17 protein-coding genes are annotated in these 15,746 nt (G+C 66.3%); 4 read left to right on the top strand and 13 right to left on the bottom strand.

All coding sequences use genetic code 11. The features are described 5' to 3' along the window. Window positions 1-32 precede the first annotated feature (32 nt). Together JLDANKMP_RS05605 and JLDANKMP_RS05600 are read right to left on the bottom strand one after the other, a co-directional pair. Complete coding sequence (locus JLDANKMP_RS05605; RefSeq protein WP_212560706.1) at window positions 33-956, bottom strand: hypothetical protein; 924 nt, start codon at window positions 954-956, stop codon at window positions 33-35. A 79-nt stretch (window positions 957-1,035) separates the two neighbouring features. Then, window positions 1,036-2,325, bottom strand: a complete 1,290-nt coding sequence (locus JLDANKMP_RS05600) for an MFS transporter (protein ID WP_212560990.1) — start codon at window positions 2,323-2,325, stop codon at window positions 1,036-1,038. 324 nt (window positions 2,326-2,649) lie between these two features. Between JLDANKMP_RS05600 and JLDANKMP_RS05595 the strand changes: the two genes are divergently transcribed. Then, window positions 2,650-4,050: a serine hydrolase domain-containing protein gene (locus tag JLDANKMP_RS05595; RefSeq protein WP_212560705.1), complete on the top strand. Its 1,401-nt coding sequence runs from the start codon at window positions 2,650-2,652 to the stop codon at window positions 4,048-4,050. A gap of 99 nt (window positions 4,051-4,149) precedes the next feature. Here the strand turns inward: JLDANKMP_RS05595 and JLDANKMP_RS05590 are convergent, their stop codons facing one another. Beyond that, window positions 4,150-4,908 carry an SDR family oxidoreductase gene (locus tag JLDANKMP_RS05590; protein ID WP_012481034.1) on the bottom strand — a complete coding sequence of 253 codons (759 nt, stop codon included), beginning with the start codon at window positions 4,906-4,908 and terminating at the stop codon, window positions 4,150-4,152. A 114-nt stretch (window positions 4,909-5,022) separates the two neighbouring features. Here JLDANKMP_RS05590 and JLDANKMP_RS05585 point away from each other — a divergent pair, with 114 nt between their 5' ends. Next, on the top strand, window positions 5,023-5,916 hold the full coding sequence (locus tag JLDANKMP_RS05585) for a LysR substrate-binding domain-containing protein (RefSeq protein WP_212560704.1): 894 nt from the start codon (window positions 5,023-5,025) through the stop codon (window positions 5,914-5,916). A gap of 119 nt (window positions 5,917-6,035) precedes the next feature. Here JLDANKMP_RS05585 and JLDANKMP_RS05580 read toward each other — a convergent pair whose 3' ends face one another. The 10 genes from JLDANKMP_RS05580 to nudE all read right to left on the bottom strand — a co-directional run bounded on the left by JLDANKMP_RS05580 (window position 6,036) and on the right by nudE (window position 13,512). Then, entirely contained in the window at window positions 6,036-6,542 is a 507-nt protein-coding gene (locus JLDANKMP_RS05580; protein ID WP_005410700.1) for a hypothetical protein, read from the bottom strand. A gap of 774 nt (window positions 6,543-7,316) precedes the next feature. Continuing rightward, entirely contained in the window at window positions 7,317-7,712 is a 396-nt protein-coding gene (gene gcvH / locus JLDANKMP_RS05575; protein WP_005410701.1) for a glycine cleavage system protein GcvH, read from the bottom strand. A 93-nt stretch (window positions 7,713-7,805) separates the two neighbouring features. Beyond that, complete coding sequence (gcvT, locus tag JLDANKMP_RS05570) at window positions 7,806-8,918, bottom strand: glycine cleavage system aminomethyltransferase GcvT (RefSeq protein ID WP_212560703.1); 1,113 nt, start codon at window positions 8,916-8,918, stop codon at window positions 7,806-7,808. A gap of 155 nt (window positions 8,919-9,073) precedes the next feature. Further along, window positions 9,074-9,514 carry an NfeD family protein gene (locus JLDANKMP_RS05565; protein WP_005410703.1) on the bottom strand — a complete coding sequence of 147 codons (441 nt, stop codon included), beginning with the start codon at window positions 9,512-9,514 and terminating at the stop codon, window positions 9,074-9,076. 1 nt (window position 9,515) lies between these two features. Beyond that, window positions 9,516-10,475, bottom strand: a complete 960-nt coding sequence (locus JLDANKMP_RS05560; RefSeq protein WP_005410704.1) for an SPFH domain-containing protein — start codon at window positions 10,473-10,475, stop codon at window positions 9,516-9,518. A gap of 66 nt (window positions 10,476-10,541) precedes the next feature. Next, on the bottom strand, window positions 10,542-10,844 hold the full coding sequence (locus JLDANKMP_RS05555) for a DUF962 domain-containing protein (RefSeq protein ID WP_005410705.1): 303 nt from the start codon (window positions 10,842-10,844) through the stop codon (window positions 10,542-10,544). A 125-nt stretch (window positions 10,845-10,969) separates the two neighbouring features. Then, window positions 10,970-11,299 (bottom strand): YnfA family protein, encoded by a 330-nt coding sequence (locus JLDANKMP_RS05550; RefSeq protein ID WP_061478892.1) that lies wholly within the window; start codon window positions 11,297-11,299, stop codon window positions 10,970-10,972. Then, window positions 11,296-12,135 (bottom strand): nucleoside triphosphate pyrophosphohydrolase, encoded by an 840-nt coding sequence (gene mazG, locus JLDANKMP_RS05545; protein WP_212560702.1) that lies wholly within the window; start codon window positions 12,133-12,135, stop codon window positions 11,296-11,298. Before mazG ends, JLDANKMP_RS05550 begins: the two co-directional genes overlap by 4 nt. 13 nt (window positions 12,136-12,148) lie before the next feature. Continuing rightward, window positions 12,149-12,952: a 3'(2'),5'-bisphosphate nucleotidase CysQ gene (gene cysQ / locus JLDANKMP_RS05540; protein WP_212560701.1), complete on the bottom strand. Its 804-nt coding sequence runs from the start codon at window positions 12,950-12,952 to the stop codon at window positions 12,149-12,151. Further along, on the bottom strand, window positions 12,949-13,512 hold the full coding sequence (nudE, locus tag JLDANKMP_RS05535; protein WP_033833433.1) for an ADP compounds hydrolase NudE: 564 nt from the start codon (window positions 13,510-13,512) through the stop codon (window positions 12,949-12,951). Before nudE ends, cysQ begins: the two co-directional genes overlap by 4 nt. 77 nt (window positions 13,513-13,589) lie before the next feature. Here nudE and bioA point away from each other — a divergent pair, with 77 nt between their 5' ends. Both bioA and JLDANKMP_RS05525 read left to right on the top strand, forming a co-directional pair. Further along, the gene (gene bioA / locus JLDANKMP_RS05530; RefSeq protein ID WP_249336816.1) at window positions 13,590-14,981 is read left to right on the top strand and encodes an adenosylmethionine--8-amino-7-oxononanoate transaminase; all 1,392 of its coding nucleotides are present in this window, start codon (window positions 13,590-13,592) and stop codon (window positions 14,979-14,981) included. After that, window positions 14,972-15,709 (top strand): 16S rRNA (uracil(1498)-N(3))-methyltransferase, encoded by a 738-nt coding sequence (locus tag JLDANKMP_RS05525; RefSeq protein ID WP_212560699.1) that lies wholly within the window; start codon window positions 14,972-14,974, stop codon window positions 15,707-15,709. Before bioA ends, JLDANKMP_RS05525 begins: the two co-directional genes overlap by 10 nt. The last annotated feature ends 37 nt before the right edge of the window (window positions 15,710-15,746 follow it).

The raw sequence follows: 15,746 nt of genomic DNA, 5'->3' as shown, positions 1-15,746 counted from the left end.
CAAATCCAGCCTCCAGATGGTGATGGTGATGGTCAACGCCGCATTTCTGCACCCTTGGGCGACCAACCTCTACGCGGTGTCCCATCAGGGTACGGAAGCGCCAATGGCCCCGTCTCCACGACGGATAATGGCGAGGAGAGTTCCACACCTACTGGCTGGACCACCACCTTCCGCAGATGAACCCTTGGATGCTGCGACAACCGTTCCAGCATGTTCTCGTCAGAGCCGCGCCCTCCTGTTGCCCGCACGATCACCAACTGGATCCTGCGATAGCGACGCAGCAATTGGATGATGACATGGCAGCAATCACTGCAAGGGCGTCGCTCCGTAAAAAGATACAACACCCCCTCCATCCGCCTCCAATGGGAGAACCGGTAGAGCCGCCGAAGTGCCAGATCAAAGTAGTTGAGCAGCAGGAACTCCGAGTCGTGGTAGACCGATCGCTTGTGCGGGTACCCTGCACACTGATCGGCATGACGGAGTTGCTCCTCGCCTCCGCCAGGGCCCTGCCGCCTCTTCTGACCTCCCCTGCCGGCTCGAGACCCGCCTTTCAACCGCCCCGCGGTGAGTTGGGGAACAGCACTCAACCAGGCGTCTGGCTTCAGGTCATTGCTGCGGCGAAGGACGTTCAACTTTCCGTGTGTGGTGCGGGTAAGAACATCAAATTCCAGATCGCGTCGGGCTGCATCGACCACCCTCGCCAACGCTCGGGAGCTGGGGCCGATAACGTGCGGAAAGATGAGCCGACCGCCAAATCCACGCGCCGAGAAGTTCATCAGCCCGAGGTTGCCCTTGAGCCATCCTCCGACATCCTCCTCCTCATCAAGGGCGTTGGCGAAGAGCGTTCTCTCCAGGTTCCCATTTCGTAGCTGGCTGACCAGCTCCAGTACCGAAAACACCCATGCTTCCAACTGAGCCTCGTCCGGAACGTGGTCCTTCGCGCTCCCCTTGATCATCCCACTCTCCCCGAAACCAGACAATCAACAACCCTGCATGAGCCTATAGTTGCACGGCCTTCAAGCATCAATCGGCGCTCTATCGATCACGCGGCAGCTTCTTTTCTTCGCGCAGCACGCCGAACGCAGCCAGGGTCATGAAGCCGGCCACCAGCACGCCGCCGATGAACACCACATGCGAACCGAACAGGGTCAGCGCCTTGTGGATCCAGGTGAAGCCCAGGTCCGCGCCGCGGTACACCACCGTGTCGATCGCTGCGCCGGCCTTGTAGCGCCACTGCCGGTCCACGCGCGTGTAGATGGTCTCGCGCGCCGGCTTGGCCAGTGCGAATTCGCTGGCGCGGGTCATCACCTGCACCACCGCGACCATCAACGGCATCGGCGAGGCTGCCAGCACCGAGAAGCCGATCAGGATCGCGAAACCGGGAATCAGCAGCGCCGGCGCGATGCCGTGGCGCGACAGCAGCCAGCGGGTCAGGCCCACCTGCATCAGCAGCGCCAGCGCGTTCACCGCCAGGTCGATGCGCGAGAAGAACGCGGTACTGGCCGCCGGGTCAGTGAACGCCGCACGCACGATCGCAGCCTGCTGGTTGTAGAGCAGCGTCCCCACGCCCACGCCGAACACCACCATGATCGCCAGCCAGCGCAGCAACGGCTCGCGCACGATCAGTTTCAGGCCATCCAGCACGCTGCCGCCCATCGGCTTCTCACCCGATACCAACTGCTGCTCCTGCTCGCGCAGCACCGCCCAGTGCCGCAGGCGCCAGATGCAGAACAAGCAGATCGCCAGGAAACCGGCCGACACCAGCATCAGGTTGGCGATGCCCACACGCTGCACCAGCGCACTGGTGATGACCGGACCAAGGAACGCGCCGACGGTGCCCGCCGCGCCGATGTAGCCGTAGTACGCCCGCGCCTGCGCGTTGGAGAACACGTCGGCCATGAAACTCCAGAACACCGCCACCGCGAACAGGTTGAAGACGGTGATCCAGAAGAAGAAAGCCATGCCGCGGCCAGGCACGCCGCTGTCGAACATCATGTAGAAGCCAAGCAGGGTCACGATGAAGAACCCATACACCGCCGGCAGGAACACCCGTCGCGGGAAGCGGCTGACCAGCCAGCCGTACACCGGCTGCAGCACCAGCATGATCACGAACACGCAGGAGAACAGGAACTGCAGGACGAAGTCCTTCAGCGCGACGCCGTGACTGGCGAACCAGGCAATCAGCACGGGCGGGAACACCGTTTCCAGGTCCGCCGAGGCGGCCATGGCTTCACGCACCGGACGCAGCACGTAGTAGCCGCTGAGCAGGCAGAAGAAGTACAGGAACGACCACCACAGCGCCGGGGACTCGCGCAGTGCCGCCATCAGCCCCTGCAGCGGGCCTTTCCCTCGTACCGCGCTCACGCGGCGTCCCTCGCCAGATGACGGCGGTTGGACAGCGGCATGGCAGGCTCCGGGGCGGTGAAGCGCGTACGTTATCCAATGCACTGCAACATCGCCAGCAGGTAGCCGTTTGAAGGCCGCAACGCGGTGTCATGACCGGGTCCGGATGACACGTTCCGATACACACTTTCGAGGCGTCAAAATCCCAACTTTTTCAACGAGATGCGCATTCATCTTCGCTTTGTTTGTGCACAGAGGAAAAGCGGCGCTAGAATCGCCATCAGCAGTCGCGCACGGGTCCCACCGATGAAAAAGAACAGCCTGCGTCGTCCGATCCGTTCGGCGGCCACCGGTTTGCTGGGCATGTTGATGCCTGTTGCCTTGTCCACCACCGCGCAGACCCCGCCGCCGTTGCCGCCGATGCCGGCCAACATCGAGTCCGCTGCGGCCACCGCCGTTGCCCACACCCAGCCGGCGGCCTACCGTACCGGGCTGGTGCCGCAGGTGCAGGCGCCCGCCGCAGGCTTCAACGTCGCCAATATCGAATCGATGGCGCAGCAGCTCACCTATGGCGAGCGCGTGCCGGGCATGGCCGTGGCCATCGTGCAGGGCGGCCGCATCCTCAGCGCGCGCGGCTATGGCGTCACTGACGTCAACAATCCGCTGCCGGTCGACGCCCACACCGTGTTCCGCCTGGCGTCGCTGTCCAAGGCCTTCGCCGGCACCATGGCCGGACTGCTGGTCAACGACGGCACGCTGCGCTGGGACAGCAAGGTCACCGACTACGTGCCGGGCTTCCGCCTCAACTCGCCCGAAGCCACCGACCGCCTGACCGTGGCCGATGTGCTCAGCCACCGCGTCGGCCTGCCCTACAACGCCTACGACCGCGACATCGAAGGCAACGCCGAGTACTACGCGCTGACCCAGAAGCTGGCCAACACCAGCCTGAAGTGCCTGCCGGGCGACTGCTACGCCTACCAGAACGTGGCCTTCAGCCTGATCGGCGACGTCGTCTATGCCGCCTCCGGCAGCTTCTACGAGCAGTCGGTCGAGCGCCGCATCTTCAAGCCGTTGGGCATGAACGATGCCAGCCTCGGCCTGGCCGGCATCCAGGCCAGCTCGCGCTGGGCGCGTCCGCACGTGCGCAGCCGCAACGGCTGGGTGTCGCTGACACCGAAGCCGACCTACTACCGTGTTGCCCCGGCGGCTGGCGTCAACGCCAGCGCCAGCGACATGGCGCAGTGGCTGCTGGCGCACACCGGCCATCGCCCCGATGTGCTGCCGGCACCGCTGCTGGCCACCCTGCATTCGAGCCTGATCAACACCCCCGGCGAGATGCGTTCGGGCTGGCGCCGCGAGCGCCTGCACTCGGCCGGCTACGCGCTGGGCTGGCGCACCTTCGACTACGCCGGCCACGACGTGGTGTTCCATGCCGGTGCCGTACAGGGCTACCGCGGCCTGGTCGCGCTGGTGCCGGAACGCGATCTCGGCATCGCCATCATGTGGAATGGCGAGAGCGGCCTGCCCAGCGGCCTGCTGCCGACCGTGCTCGATTCCGCGCTCGGCCTGCCGGCACAGCGCTGGCTGGATGTGGACACCGACTTCGGCAGCGACAACCTGATGGCCGAAGGTGCAAGCCCGGCGCAGCAGGACAAGCGCAAGGGCAAGGGCGCTTCGAGCAACCGCGCGGTGGCGTCGCCGCACTGATCAGGCGGGCGCGACCGTGAGCATGAAGGGCGGCCTGCAGGCCGCCCTTTTTGTTGGCTGTTGTGGAATCGAGCCGCGCTCGACTCTACAAACGGAGGGCTAATGCGCGAAGTAGTGCATGCCGCCGTCCACCGGAATCACCGCACCGGTGATGTAACCGGCCAGCGGCGAGGCGAGGAATGCCACCAGCGGCGCCACTTCTTCCGGCTCACCGAAGCGCCCGATCGGGATGTTACTGGCGATGAACGCGCGTCGGCTTTCCTCGGTGGGATGCAGGCGGTCCAGGATCTGCGGGCTGTTGATCCGACCCGGCGCAATGGCATTCACTGTGATGCCCTGCCCGGCCACCTCCGACGACAGCCCCTTGCTCCACAGATGCAGCGCTGCCTTCGCCGCAGTGGCGGCATTCACCGAACGGGGCTCCATCGAACCGCTGAAGTTGATCACCCGCCCCCATCCCTGCGCCTGCATCGCCGGCAGCAGTGCCTGGGTCAGCCGTCGTGCGGCAGAGAAGTTCAGCGCCAATGCCTCCTCCCAGATCGTGTCGGCTGCATCGACCGTCGTTGGCCGCGAACCGCCAGCCGCGTTGACCAGGATGTCCACCCGCTGCAACGCCGCCAGCGACGCGTCAGCAATGCGTCGCACGTCCCCGGCGTCAGTGACATCGCCCAGCAGGATGATCGGCGCGGGTGCGCCCGCCGCTTCGATCCCTGCCGCCAGCGCCTGCAGCGGTGCCTGCCGCCGTGACGAGATGGCAACACGTACGCCCTGCGCGGCCAGTTGCCTGGCGACAGCGGCACCGATGCCACTGCCCGCCCCGGTGACCAGCGCTGTGCGTCCCTCAAGATTCAAATCCATCGTGTTCTCCTTTCAGCACGGCCGGTGGATCCGGCCCCTGCAGTGCATGCTGTTTGATCACCCGTGATTGATAAACTCCGCAAAAGTTTCAGCATTCAACACCCGGAGTGTCAGATGAACCTGCTGGAAAGCATGCAGGTGTACGTGCTGATCGTGGACAAGGGCAGCCTCAGCGCTGCAGCGGCAGCACTGGCCATCTCCCCGACGATGGCCGGCAAGCACCTGCGTGCGTTGGAGGCGCGGCTGGGCATGCAGTTGCTCAGTCGTACCACCCGGCGCCAGCACATGACGCCGTTCGGGGAGGACTACTACGCCCGCTGCCGGGAGATCCTGCGGCTGGTGGAGGAAACCGATGCTCAGGCCCAGTACCAGCACCTGGCACCTGCAGGCACGCTGCGCATCAGCGTGCCGGTGATCTTCGGCACGCATGCGCTGGTACCGGCGTTGGCCGATTACATGGCGCGCTACCCCGACGTGCGTGTCGACGCGGTGCTGACCGACCGCGTGGTCGACCTCGCAGAGGAGGGTTTCGAAGCAGCCCTGCGCATCGGCACGCTGGCCGACAGCAGCGTGCTGGTGGCGCGTTCATTGGCACCATATCGCTTGATGATGTGCGCCTCGCCCGGATACCTCGCCCGGCACGGTACGCCCTCCGACCTGCTGGCGCTTGCCCGGCACCAATGCCTGTCCTTCGAACCCAGCGCGCTGGCGCAGTGGCTGCAGGCCGATGCTGGCGGGCTCGGCCATGTGCCCACAGGTCGACTGCAGATCAACAACGGCGAAGCGCTGCGTACAGCGGCGCTGCATGGGCTGGGCATCGTGCTGCAATCGGCACTGCTTCTGGCCGCGGATGTCGAGGCTGGGCGGTTGGTGCAGCTGTTTCCCGAACACGGCCACGCGGGGCGGCCGATGCACGTGGTCTACGCCCACGACCGCTACCCCTCGACCCGCCTGCGCAGCTTCATCGATTTCCTGGTGGAGCGCTTTCCACCGGCGCCGCACCGCTAGCATCGACCGTCAGCAAGGCGGTCGAGCATGGCTCGACGCTACCAATGGCCCCATAAAAAAACCCCCTCCCCGCTGGGCAGCCAGGGAAGGGGTTTCAGGATGCGGCTATCGGGAAGTACTTAGATCAGCGGCGCCGGGGTTGCCGGCAGAGCGACCGGAGCGGCCTTCTTCTTGCGGGCGGCCGGCTTGCGCTTGGCAACCTTCTTCGCTGCCTTCTTCGGGGCAGCCTTCTTGGTGGCCTTCTTCGCGGTCTTCTTCACTGCCTTCTTGGCGGTCTTCTTGACGGCCTTCTTGGCAGTCGCCTTCTTCGCGACCTTCTTGGCCGGCTTGCGGGCCGTTGCCTTCTTGGCAGTCTTCTTGGTGGCCTTCTTGGCTACCTTCTTGACGGCCTTCTTCGCGGTCTTCTTGGCAGGAGACTTCTTGGCTACCTTCTTCGCCGCCTTCTTCACTGCCTTCTTCGCAGTGGCCTTCTTGGCGACCTTCTTCGCAGCCTTCTTCACTGCCTTCTTGGCGGTCGCCTTCTTCGCGACCTTCTTCACTGCCTTCTTGGCAGCGGCCTTCTTCGCGACCTTCTTCACCGCCTTCTTGGCGGCGGGCTTTTTCTTCGCAGCTTTCTTGGTTGCCATGGGATGGCTCCTCGTCAGTGATAGGGAGTTGAAACGCCCAGGTGGATCAAACCCGCGGATGCTGCGTGCGGGGACCGCCGGCGCGTCAAGCGCGCCGTTACGGATGCGGCAATGCCCGCCTCGATCGGCGGAGCGGGCATCGGAACGGGAGGTGCCTTGCATTTCTCCGGGGGAAGCGGGGCCATGTCCACCGTCATCTGGGTCGCGGTGGTCTTGAAGGGGCTGCTTCGCATCGGACGATTGATTCTGCGCACTCGGTTTGGCAGGCAAGGTCTGCTGAGGCGAAACCTAATCACGGTTTTTTTTACTGTCAACAACCCCCGCGAAAAATTTTCACATCCGCGCCATCCACGGTGTTGCCTGCACGGTCGCGACGCTCCGCCCTCGACGACCAACGAAGCACCACGCACGCGCGTTGCCTGCAGCAACAACAACGCAAGCGTTGAACAAAAACCACTTGAAATAGGCACTCTGCGCAGATGCATGCATGTTGGCAGCCACTGCATGCACGCAACGCCGGCACCGGCCGGCGCCGGCATCAGCGCCAGCACAACGGCACCGCAACGGGGGGCGAAAAGTTTTCACATCCGGACGCGTCGGCGCGGGGCGGAAACGCGGATTTGCGCAAAACTGCGCACGCCCCTCGGTACCGTTCGCGGGTCTGCTGATGCCGCGTCGAGGGCGCGCAGCGAACCCTGCGTCATGAGCCGACGTACTCGCCAAAACAAAAACGGCCACCCGAAGGTGGCCGTTGCAGAACCCGGAAACGACGACTCAGTGGTCGTCGTTCTCCAGGGCTTCGGCGTACGCGTCCGGGTCCAGCAGCTCGTTGACCTCTTCAGCGTTGGTCAGTTCGACCACGAACATCCAACCTTCGCCGTAGGCATCTTCGTTGATGGTTTCCGGCTTGTCGGACAGGGCCGAGTTGACCTCGACAACCTTGCCGCTGATCGGGCTGTAGACGTCCGAGGCGGCCTTCACCGACTCGACGACGGCGATCTGTTCGCCGGCCTTGGCGTCGGCGCCGACTTCCGGCAGTTCGACGTAGACCAGGTCACCCAGCAGGCCCTGGGCATGGTCGGAAATACCGACGGTGACGCGGCCATTGCCTTCGACACGGGCCCACTCATGGGACTTGAGGAACTTGAGGTCGCCGGGGATCTCGCTCATGGGACTGCTCCAGAGATATGCAGGGGTGGAAAAAACGGGGCTAGTGTAACCAACCGGCCGCCACTGCTGTCAGTGACGACCGGCATGTCCGGATCAGGCGTCGGCGAGCACGCCGGGCTGGGCTTGGCCTTCGCGCACGAACGGGAACTTGACCACGCGCACCGGCACCTGCCGGCCGCGGATGTCGACGGTGACCTCGCCGAGTTCACCGGCGGGCACGCGGGCAAAAGCGATGCCCTTGGCCAGGGTCGGCGAGAAGGTGCCGGACAGGATCTCGCCCTGGCCGCCAGCGGTGGTCACCGTCTGGCCATGGCGCAGCACGCCCTTCTCGTCCATCACCAGGCCGATCATCTGGCGTGCTGTGCCGGCAGCCTTCTGCGCTTCCAGCGCGTCGCGACCGATGAAGTCGCGGCCTTCGTCCAGCGAAACCGTCCAGGCCAGCGCCGCTTCGTACGGGCTGATCTCTTCGTCCATGTCCTGGCCGTACAGGTTCATGCCGGCTTCCAGGCGCAACGTGTCGCGTGCGCCGAGACCGGCCGGCTTCACGCCCGCCGCCAGCAGGCGGTTCCAGAACGCGACCACCGCGTCCTGCGGCAGCAGGATTTCGAAGCCGTCTTCGCCGGTGTAACCGGTGCGGGCGACGAACAGCTCGACGCCGTCGTCGGACTGCACCTGCAGGGCGGCGAAGCGGCCCAGCTTGGTCAGCGCCTCGCGCTCGGATTCGCGGGCCAGGCCGATCACGATCGCGCGCGCCTGCGGGCCCTGCACGGCCAGGATGGCCAGGTCCGGGCGCTGCTCGACGCTGACGCCGAACGGCGCGGCCTGCTCGCGCAGCCAGGCCAGGTCCTTTTCGCGGGTGGAGGCGTTGACCACCATGCGGAAGAAATCGTCGCCCAGGTAGTAGACGATCAGATCGTCGATGACGCCGCCGCGCGGATTCAGCATGCACGAGTACAGCGCCTTGCCCGGCACCTTCAGCTTGTCGACCGAGTTGGCCAGCAGGCGGCGCAGGAACGGCTTGACCTGGTCACCGCGCAGGTCGACCACGGTCATGTGGCTGACGTCGAACACACCCGACTCGCGACGCACCAGGTGGTGCTCGTCCAGCTGCGAGCCGTAGTGGATGGGCATGTCCCAACCCCCGAAATCGACCATCTTGGCGCCAAGGGCGCGGTGGGTATCGTTGAGCAGCGTCTTCTGGGTCATGACCGGGTCCGGCAGCAGAGGAAACAAGAATCCCCATTATCCCAGATCGGTCGCCCGCAGGCGTGCCGCAGCGCAGCGGCCATCTGCAAGCACACCTCATGCGACCGCGCCCGCTGGCCTTGACGACCCGCAGACGCGGCCAAACCACCGCAGCCTCAGCCCTGGGCCACCGCCTCGACCACCAGCACCGTGCCCTGCACGCTGCGCACCCGCACCCACGTACCTGCAGGCAACTCCGGGCCGCTGACCTGCCAGTACGCGTCGTCGATGCTGACCCGGCCCTGCCCACCAACGATACCCTGCTGCAACGGCACCACCCGTCCAACCAGTTGTTCGGCGCGGCGGTTGAGCAACGGTGCATCGCTGGGTCGCGCCCTTGCCTTGCCCCAGCGCCGGTAGCACTGGATCGAGACAACGCTCAGCACGACGAAGGCAACGACCTGCCACAGCAATGGAATGCCGCTGAACACCGCAACCAGTACGAACACCGCCGCCGCGCCAATGCCGATCCACAGCATGAACGCCCCGGGCGCCAACGCCTCGGCGGCAAACAGCAGCAGCGCCAGCGCGCCCCAACCGACGACTTCCCAGCGCATGTCAGCCTCCGAGCGGCGGCGGCCGCTTGCCGGCGGCCTTGTTGTCCTGGCTGGCCAGCGCCTGCTTCGCCAGTTCGGCCACGCCGGCGATCGAACCGATCACGCCACTGGCCTCCATCGGCATCAGCACCAGCTTCTGGTTCGGCGAACTGGCCAGCTCCTTGAACGCTTCCACGTACTTCTGCGCAACAAAGTAGTTGATCGCCTGCACGTCGCCCTCGGCAATCGCCGCCGACACCACCTTGGTCGCCATCGCTTCGGCCTCGGCCAGGCGTTCGCGCGCCTCGGCATCGCGGAACGCAGCTTCGCGACGGCCTTCGGCCTCCAGCACGGTGGCCTGCTTTTCGCCATCGGCACGCAGGATCTCCGACTGGCGGGAACCCTCTGCCTCTAGAATCTGCGCGCGCTTCTCGCGCTCGGCCTTCATCTGCCGCGCCATCGCATCCAGCAGGTCGCGCGGCGGCTGGATGTCGCGGATCTCGATGCGGTTGACCTTCACGCCCCAGGGATTGGTGGCATGGTCGACCACGCTCAGCAGCTGGGCATTGATCACCTCGCGCTGGCTGAGCGATTCATCCAGGTCCATCGAACCGATCACGGTACGGATGTTGGTCTGCACCAGGGCGATCATCGCCACTTCCAGATTGGCCACCTCATAGGCAGCCTTGGCGGCATCCAGTACCTGGAAGAACACCACGCCGTCCACGCGCACGGCGGCGTTGTCCTTGGTGATCACTTCCTGGCTGGGTACATCCAGCACCTGCTCCATCATGTTCACCTTGCGCCCGACCCCGTACACGATCGGAATCAGGAAGTGCAGGCCGGGGGTCATGGTGTGCGTGTAGCGCCCGAAGCGCTCGACGGTCCACTCGTAGCCCTGGGGCACCATCCGTACCGCCTTGAACAGGATCACCACGGCCACGAAGGCCAGCACCACGGTAAAGAACATGGTCGGGAACATCTTGCTTTCCTTATCTATGACGTCCAGGCCCCAGCATAGCGCGTGAAGGCCGCATTCACAGCGGAGCTACCAGGGCATGCGCCCGCGAAGGATGTCGGCGAACATCACCCAGTCGCCCATGAACGAGTACAGCGGGTGCTGGAAGGTGGCCGGGCGGTTCTTCTCGAAGAAGAAATGGCCAACCCAGGCGAAGCTGTAACCGCAGAACAGGGCAGCCAGCAGCAGCACCGGCTGCCCACGCAGGATCGCTGCCGCGACCAGCAGCAGTACGCCGCAGCTGCCGATGAAGTGCAGCCGGCGCGACACCGGGTGGCGATGCTCGCTGAGGTAGAACGGATAGAACTCGCGGAAGCTGGCGAAGCGGGACATGCGCGTGCTCCGGGAACCAGGGTCGTCGCCATCATGCACCATCGCTGACCTTGTGGCGCCGAGCCATGCCCGGCTTGCGCGCGCCAGCGCGGTCGGAAGGAGGCGCAGCCACGCATGGCCCGGCGCTACACCGATGAGGTGCGCGGCCCGAACATGATCACCGCCATGCCGGCCAGGCACAGGGCTGCACCGAACAGGTCCCAGCGGCTGGGGCGGATGCCGTCGACCAGCCACAACCAGAACAGCGCGGTGCCGATGTACACGCCACCGTAGGCGGCATAGACCCGTCCACTGGCAGTCGGATGCAGGGTCAGCAGCCAGGCGAACAGGGCCAGGCTGGCCGCGGCCGGCAGCAGCAGCCAGACGCTGCCTCCCTTGCGCAGCCACAACCACGGCAGGTAGCAGCCAACGATCTCGGCCAGCGCTGTCAGCAGGAACAGGCCGAGTGTCTTCACGCCTTCTCCGCCGCCTTGGCGTGCTGCCACAACGCCTCCTGCGCATCCAGGCCCATCGCAGCCAGCGCCCCACCCTGCGCGTCGGCCTGCGCTTCCATCGCGCGGAAGCGCCGCTCGAACTTGTGGTTGGCCCCGCGCAGCGCCGCACCCAGGTCGATGTCGGCATGGCGCGCCAGGTTGGCGCAGACGAACAGCAGGTCGCCCAGTTCTTCCTGCAGCCGCGCCTTGTTGCCGGCGATATCGCCGCGTTCGAACTCCTCGCGCAGTTCCTGCAGTTCCTCGGCCGCCTTGTCCAGCACCGGCAACGGGCCGGGCCAGTCGAAGCCGACCTTGGCCGCACGCGACTGCAGCTTCACCGCCCGCTGCCATTCCGGCAGCCCGCGCGAAATGCCGGCCAGCGCGGAGGTGTCCTGCTCGCCCTTGGCGGCACGCTCGGCGCGCTTGATCGCCTCCCAGTTGCGCATCACCCCATCGGCATCGTCGACGCTGACATCGGCGAACACGTGCGGGTGGCGGCGCTGCATCTTGTCGCTGATCGCGCGGGCGACCTCGGCGAAGCCGAACGCGCCCTGCTCCTCGGCCATGCGCGCATGGAACACCACCTGCAGCAGCAGGTCCCCGAGCTCGTCGCAGAGATCGTCGAGGTCGCCACGGTCGATCGCATCGGCCACCTCGTAGGCTTCCTCGATGGTGTACGGCGCGATGGTTGCGAAGTTCTGCTCCAGATCCCACGGGCAGCCGCCCTGCGGGTCACGCAGGCGCGCCATGATCGCCAGCAGGCGCTCCAGCTCGTGGGCGGCGGCGCTGCCGGTGGTGGGGGTGTCGTGCGCGCTCATGCGGCCTCCAGGGTCAGTCGGACAACCAGTCGCGCCACGGCAGGCTGGTATCACCAAGGGCAATGAAATCACCGTTCAACAGGGTTTCGCGGCGGTTGTAGCGGAACGGCTTGCCGGTCGCCGCCGACAGCACCGCACCACCAGCCGCGTGCAGCACGCACTGGCCGGCCGCGGTATCCCATTCGGAGGTCGGGCCCAGCCGAGGGTAGACATCCAGGCCACCTTCGGCGATCCGGCAGAATTTCAGCGACGAGCCCTGCGCGATGGTCTCGATGCGGCCCATGCGTGCCAGCAGCGCCTCGGTTTCCGGCGAACGGTGCGAGCGGCTGGCGGCGACGCGCAGCGGGGCGGTGGCCGGCGTGCGGGTGCGCAGCACGGTGTCGTGCAGGCCCTGCCGGCGATAGGCCAGCTCGCCACGCATGGCATGCCAGACGATGCCGGTCACCGGGGCCAACACCACGCCGAACGCTGGTGCGCCCTGGTAGATCAGCGCGATGTTGACGCTGAACTCGCCATTGCGCTTGACGAACTCGCGGGTGCCGTCAAGCGGATCCACCAGCCAGTACGCGCCCCAGTGGCGGCGGTGCTCCCACGGCACCTGCGCCGATTCCTCCGACAGGATCGGCAGGTCCGGGGTCAGCTGGCGCAGGCCCAGTTCGATGACCTGGTTGGCGGCCAGGTCGGCGGCGGTGACCGGGCTGTCGTCGTCCTTGATCTGCACCTCGAAGCCATCGACGTACACCTGCATGATGGCCTGTCCGGCTTCCTGGGCGATGGCGATGGCGGTCTCGCGCAGGTCCGTGGTCAGTTTGATCATCGCGTTCCCTGCAGCCACTGGCGAGCGATGAACAGCGCCGCCAGCGAGCGTCCCTCGGAGAAGTCCTCGCGCAGCATCAGCTGGTCCAGTTCGGCCAGCTTCCACGGCACCACCTCCAGTTCTTCCGGCTCGTCGCCGGCCAGCTTTTCCGGATACAGGTCGCGTGCCACCACCAGCCACGACTGGTGGCTCATGTAGGTGGGGGCCAGGGTCATCGCGCGCAGCACGTCGACCCGGCGTGCACCGTACCCGGCCTCTTCCTTCAGCTCGCGGTCGGCGGCCTGCCCGGGGGTTTCGCCGGCGTCGATCCGGCCCTTGACCAGGCCCAGTTCATAGCGGTGCATGCCGGCGGCGTATTCACGAACCAGCAGCACCGTCTCGTCATCGAGCATCGGCACCACCACCACCGCACCATGGCCACGGCTGACCAGGCGTTCGAAGCGGCGGCGTTCACCGTTGGAGAACTCCAGGTCCAGGTGCTGGCGCTGGAAGGGGCCGTTCTCCTCATCGGTGATCCGATGGATGATCGGCAAGCGCCGGCCGGCACGGTCATCGTTCATGCGGAATCTCCGCGGCGGCCGGCGCCAGCGCCGGGGCCGATAGAATGTGCAGGCAGCAACATGTTCATGAGCCCGAAATGCTAGCAGACCCAACCCCCTCCCCGCTGGCCCAGCACTGGCGGCAACGCGACCTGCAGGTGCTGTGGCATCCGTGCACGCAGATGCGTGAGCACCCGCATACCCTGCCGCTGGTGCCGATCGCCAGTGGTGAAGGCGCATGGCTGATCGATCACGACGGCAACCGCTATCTGGACGCCGTCAGCAGCTGGTGGACCAATCTGTTCGGCCATGCCGAGCCGCGCATCGGCGGCGCCATCGCGGCGCAGGCCGGGCAGCTGGAACAGGTGATGCTGGCTGGCTTCGGCCATGAGCCGGCGATCACCCTGGCCGAGCGCCTGCTGGCGCTGGCGCCACGCCAGCCCGGCCGCGAGCCGCTGGCCAAGGTGTTCTATGCCGACAACGGCTCGGCCGGCGTTGAAGTCGCGCTGAAGATGGCCTTCCAGTATTTCCAGAACCGCGGCGAGCCAAGGCGCACGCGCTTCATCGCGCTGGAGAACGGTTACCACGGCGAGACCCTTGGAGCGCTGGCGATGGCGGACATTCCGCTGTACCGCCGCGTCTACGCGCCGCTGCTGGCCGAAGGCCTGTTCGCGCCCTCGCCCGATGCCTACCTGGCCGAGCCGGGCCAGAGTGCGGCTGATCGCGCACGCCAGGCCGCTGATGGCCTGGCCACCCTGTTTGAACAGCATCCCGGCGAGATCTGCGCAGTGATCCTGGAACCGCGCCTGCAGTGCGCCGGCGGCATGCGCATGCATGACCCGGTGTACCTGCAGCGGGTGCGCGAACTGTGTGATGCGCACGGCGCATTCATGATCGCCGACGAGATCGCCACCGGCTTCGGCCGCACCGGCACCCTGTTCGCCTGCGAGCAGGCTGGCGTGATGCCGGACCTGATGTGCCTGTCCAAGGGCCTGACCGGCGGCTTCCTGCCGCTTGCCGCGGTGCTGGCCACGCAGGCGCTGTACGACGCCTTCCTTGATGACTCGCGCGAGCGCGCCTTCCTGCATTCGCACAGTTACACCGGCAACCCGCTGGCCTGTGCGGCTGCGCTGGCGACGCTGGACATCTTCCGCGACGACGATGTGATCGCCCGCAACCGTGGCATCGCCTCGGTGATGGGCGCGCTGGCTGCGCCATTGAGCGACCATCCGCACGTGGCCGACGTCCGCCAGGCCGGCATGGTGGTGGCCTTCGAGCTGTCGCGTGATGGCAACAAGCGCACGCCGTTCGATCCAGCGCTGCGACTGGGCCTGCACGCCTACAAGGCTGCCCTGAAACGTGGCGTGGTGCTGCGTCCGCTGGGCGACGTGCTGTACTGGATGCCACCCTACTGCGTGGATGACGAACAACTGGAGCTGCTGGCACATACCACGCTGGCGGCGATTGACGAGGCGATTGCATGCGCGTGACCCGCTGCCCCATCGACCTGGCGCTGCACAGCGGCCAGACCGTGACCCTGCCGGAAGAGACGGCCAACCATCTGGTGCGGGTGATGCGCCTGCGCGAGGGTGATACCTGCGTGCTGTTCAACGGCGATGGCCACGACTACAGCGCCACGCTGACCGCCGCCGGCAAGCGCGAGGTGCAGGTGCGCATCGATGCGGTGCAGGCGGTGGACAACGAATCGCCGCTGGCGATCACTCTGCTGCAGGGCATTGCCCGAGGCGAGAAGATGGACCTGATCCTGCAGAAGGCCACCGAGCTGGGCGTGAGCGCCATCGTTCCGGTGAATGCCGAGCGCACCGAAGTGAAGCTGGATGCCGCGCGCGCGGAGAAGCGCGTAGCGCACTGGAACAACGTGGTGACCTCGGCCTGCGGCCAGTCCGGGCGCGCGCGCATTCCGCAGGTTGGATCGCCGGTGTCACTGGCGCAGGCGGCGACGACGCTGCCGGCCGATACGCTGCGGCTGACGCTGGACCCGCACGGTGCCCATCGCCTGTCGATGCTCGACGCGGCGCCGACGGGCGGCATCGTGATCGCGATCGGCCCGGAAGGCGGCTGGTCGCCGCGCGACCGGGATCAGCTGGCAGCGGCAGGATTCCAGGGCCTGCAGCTGGGGCCGCGCATCCTGCGCACGGAGACCGCCGGGCTGGCCGCGATCGCGGCATTGCAGGCGCGGTTGGGCGACCTGGGGTAAGGTTGATTGGTGGTAGTGCCGGCCGCTGGCCGGCATC

It is taken from the genome of Stenotrophomonas sp. PE591, from assembly GCF_018320795.1.
Lineage (GTDB): Bacteria > Pseudomonadota > Gammaproteobacteria > Xanthomonadales > Xanthomonadaceae > Stenotrophomonas > Stenotrophomonas maltophilia.
Note: the sequence above shows the minus strand (reverse complement) of the source record. Positions and strands in the feature narration are given on the sequence as shown.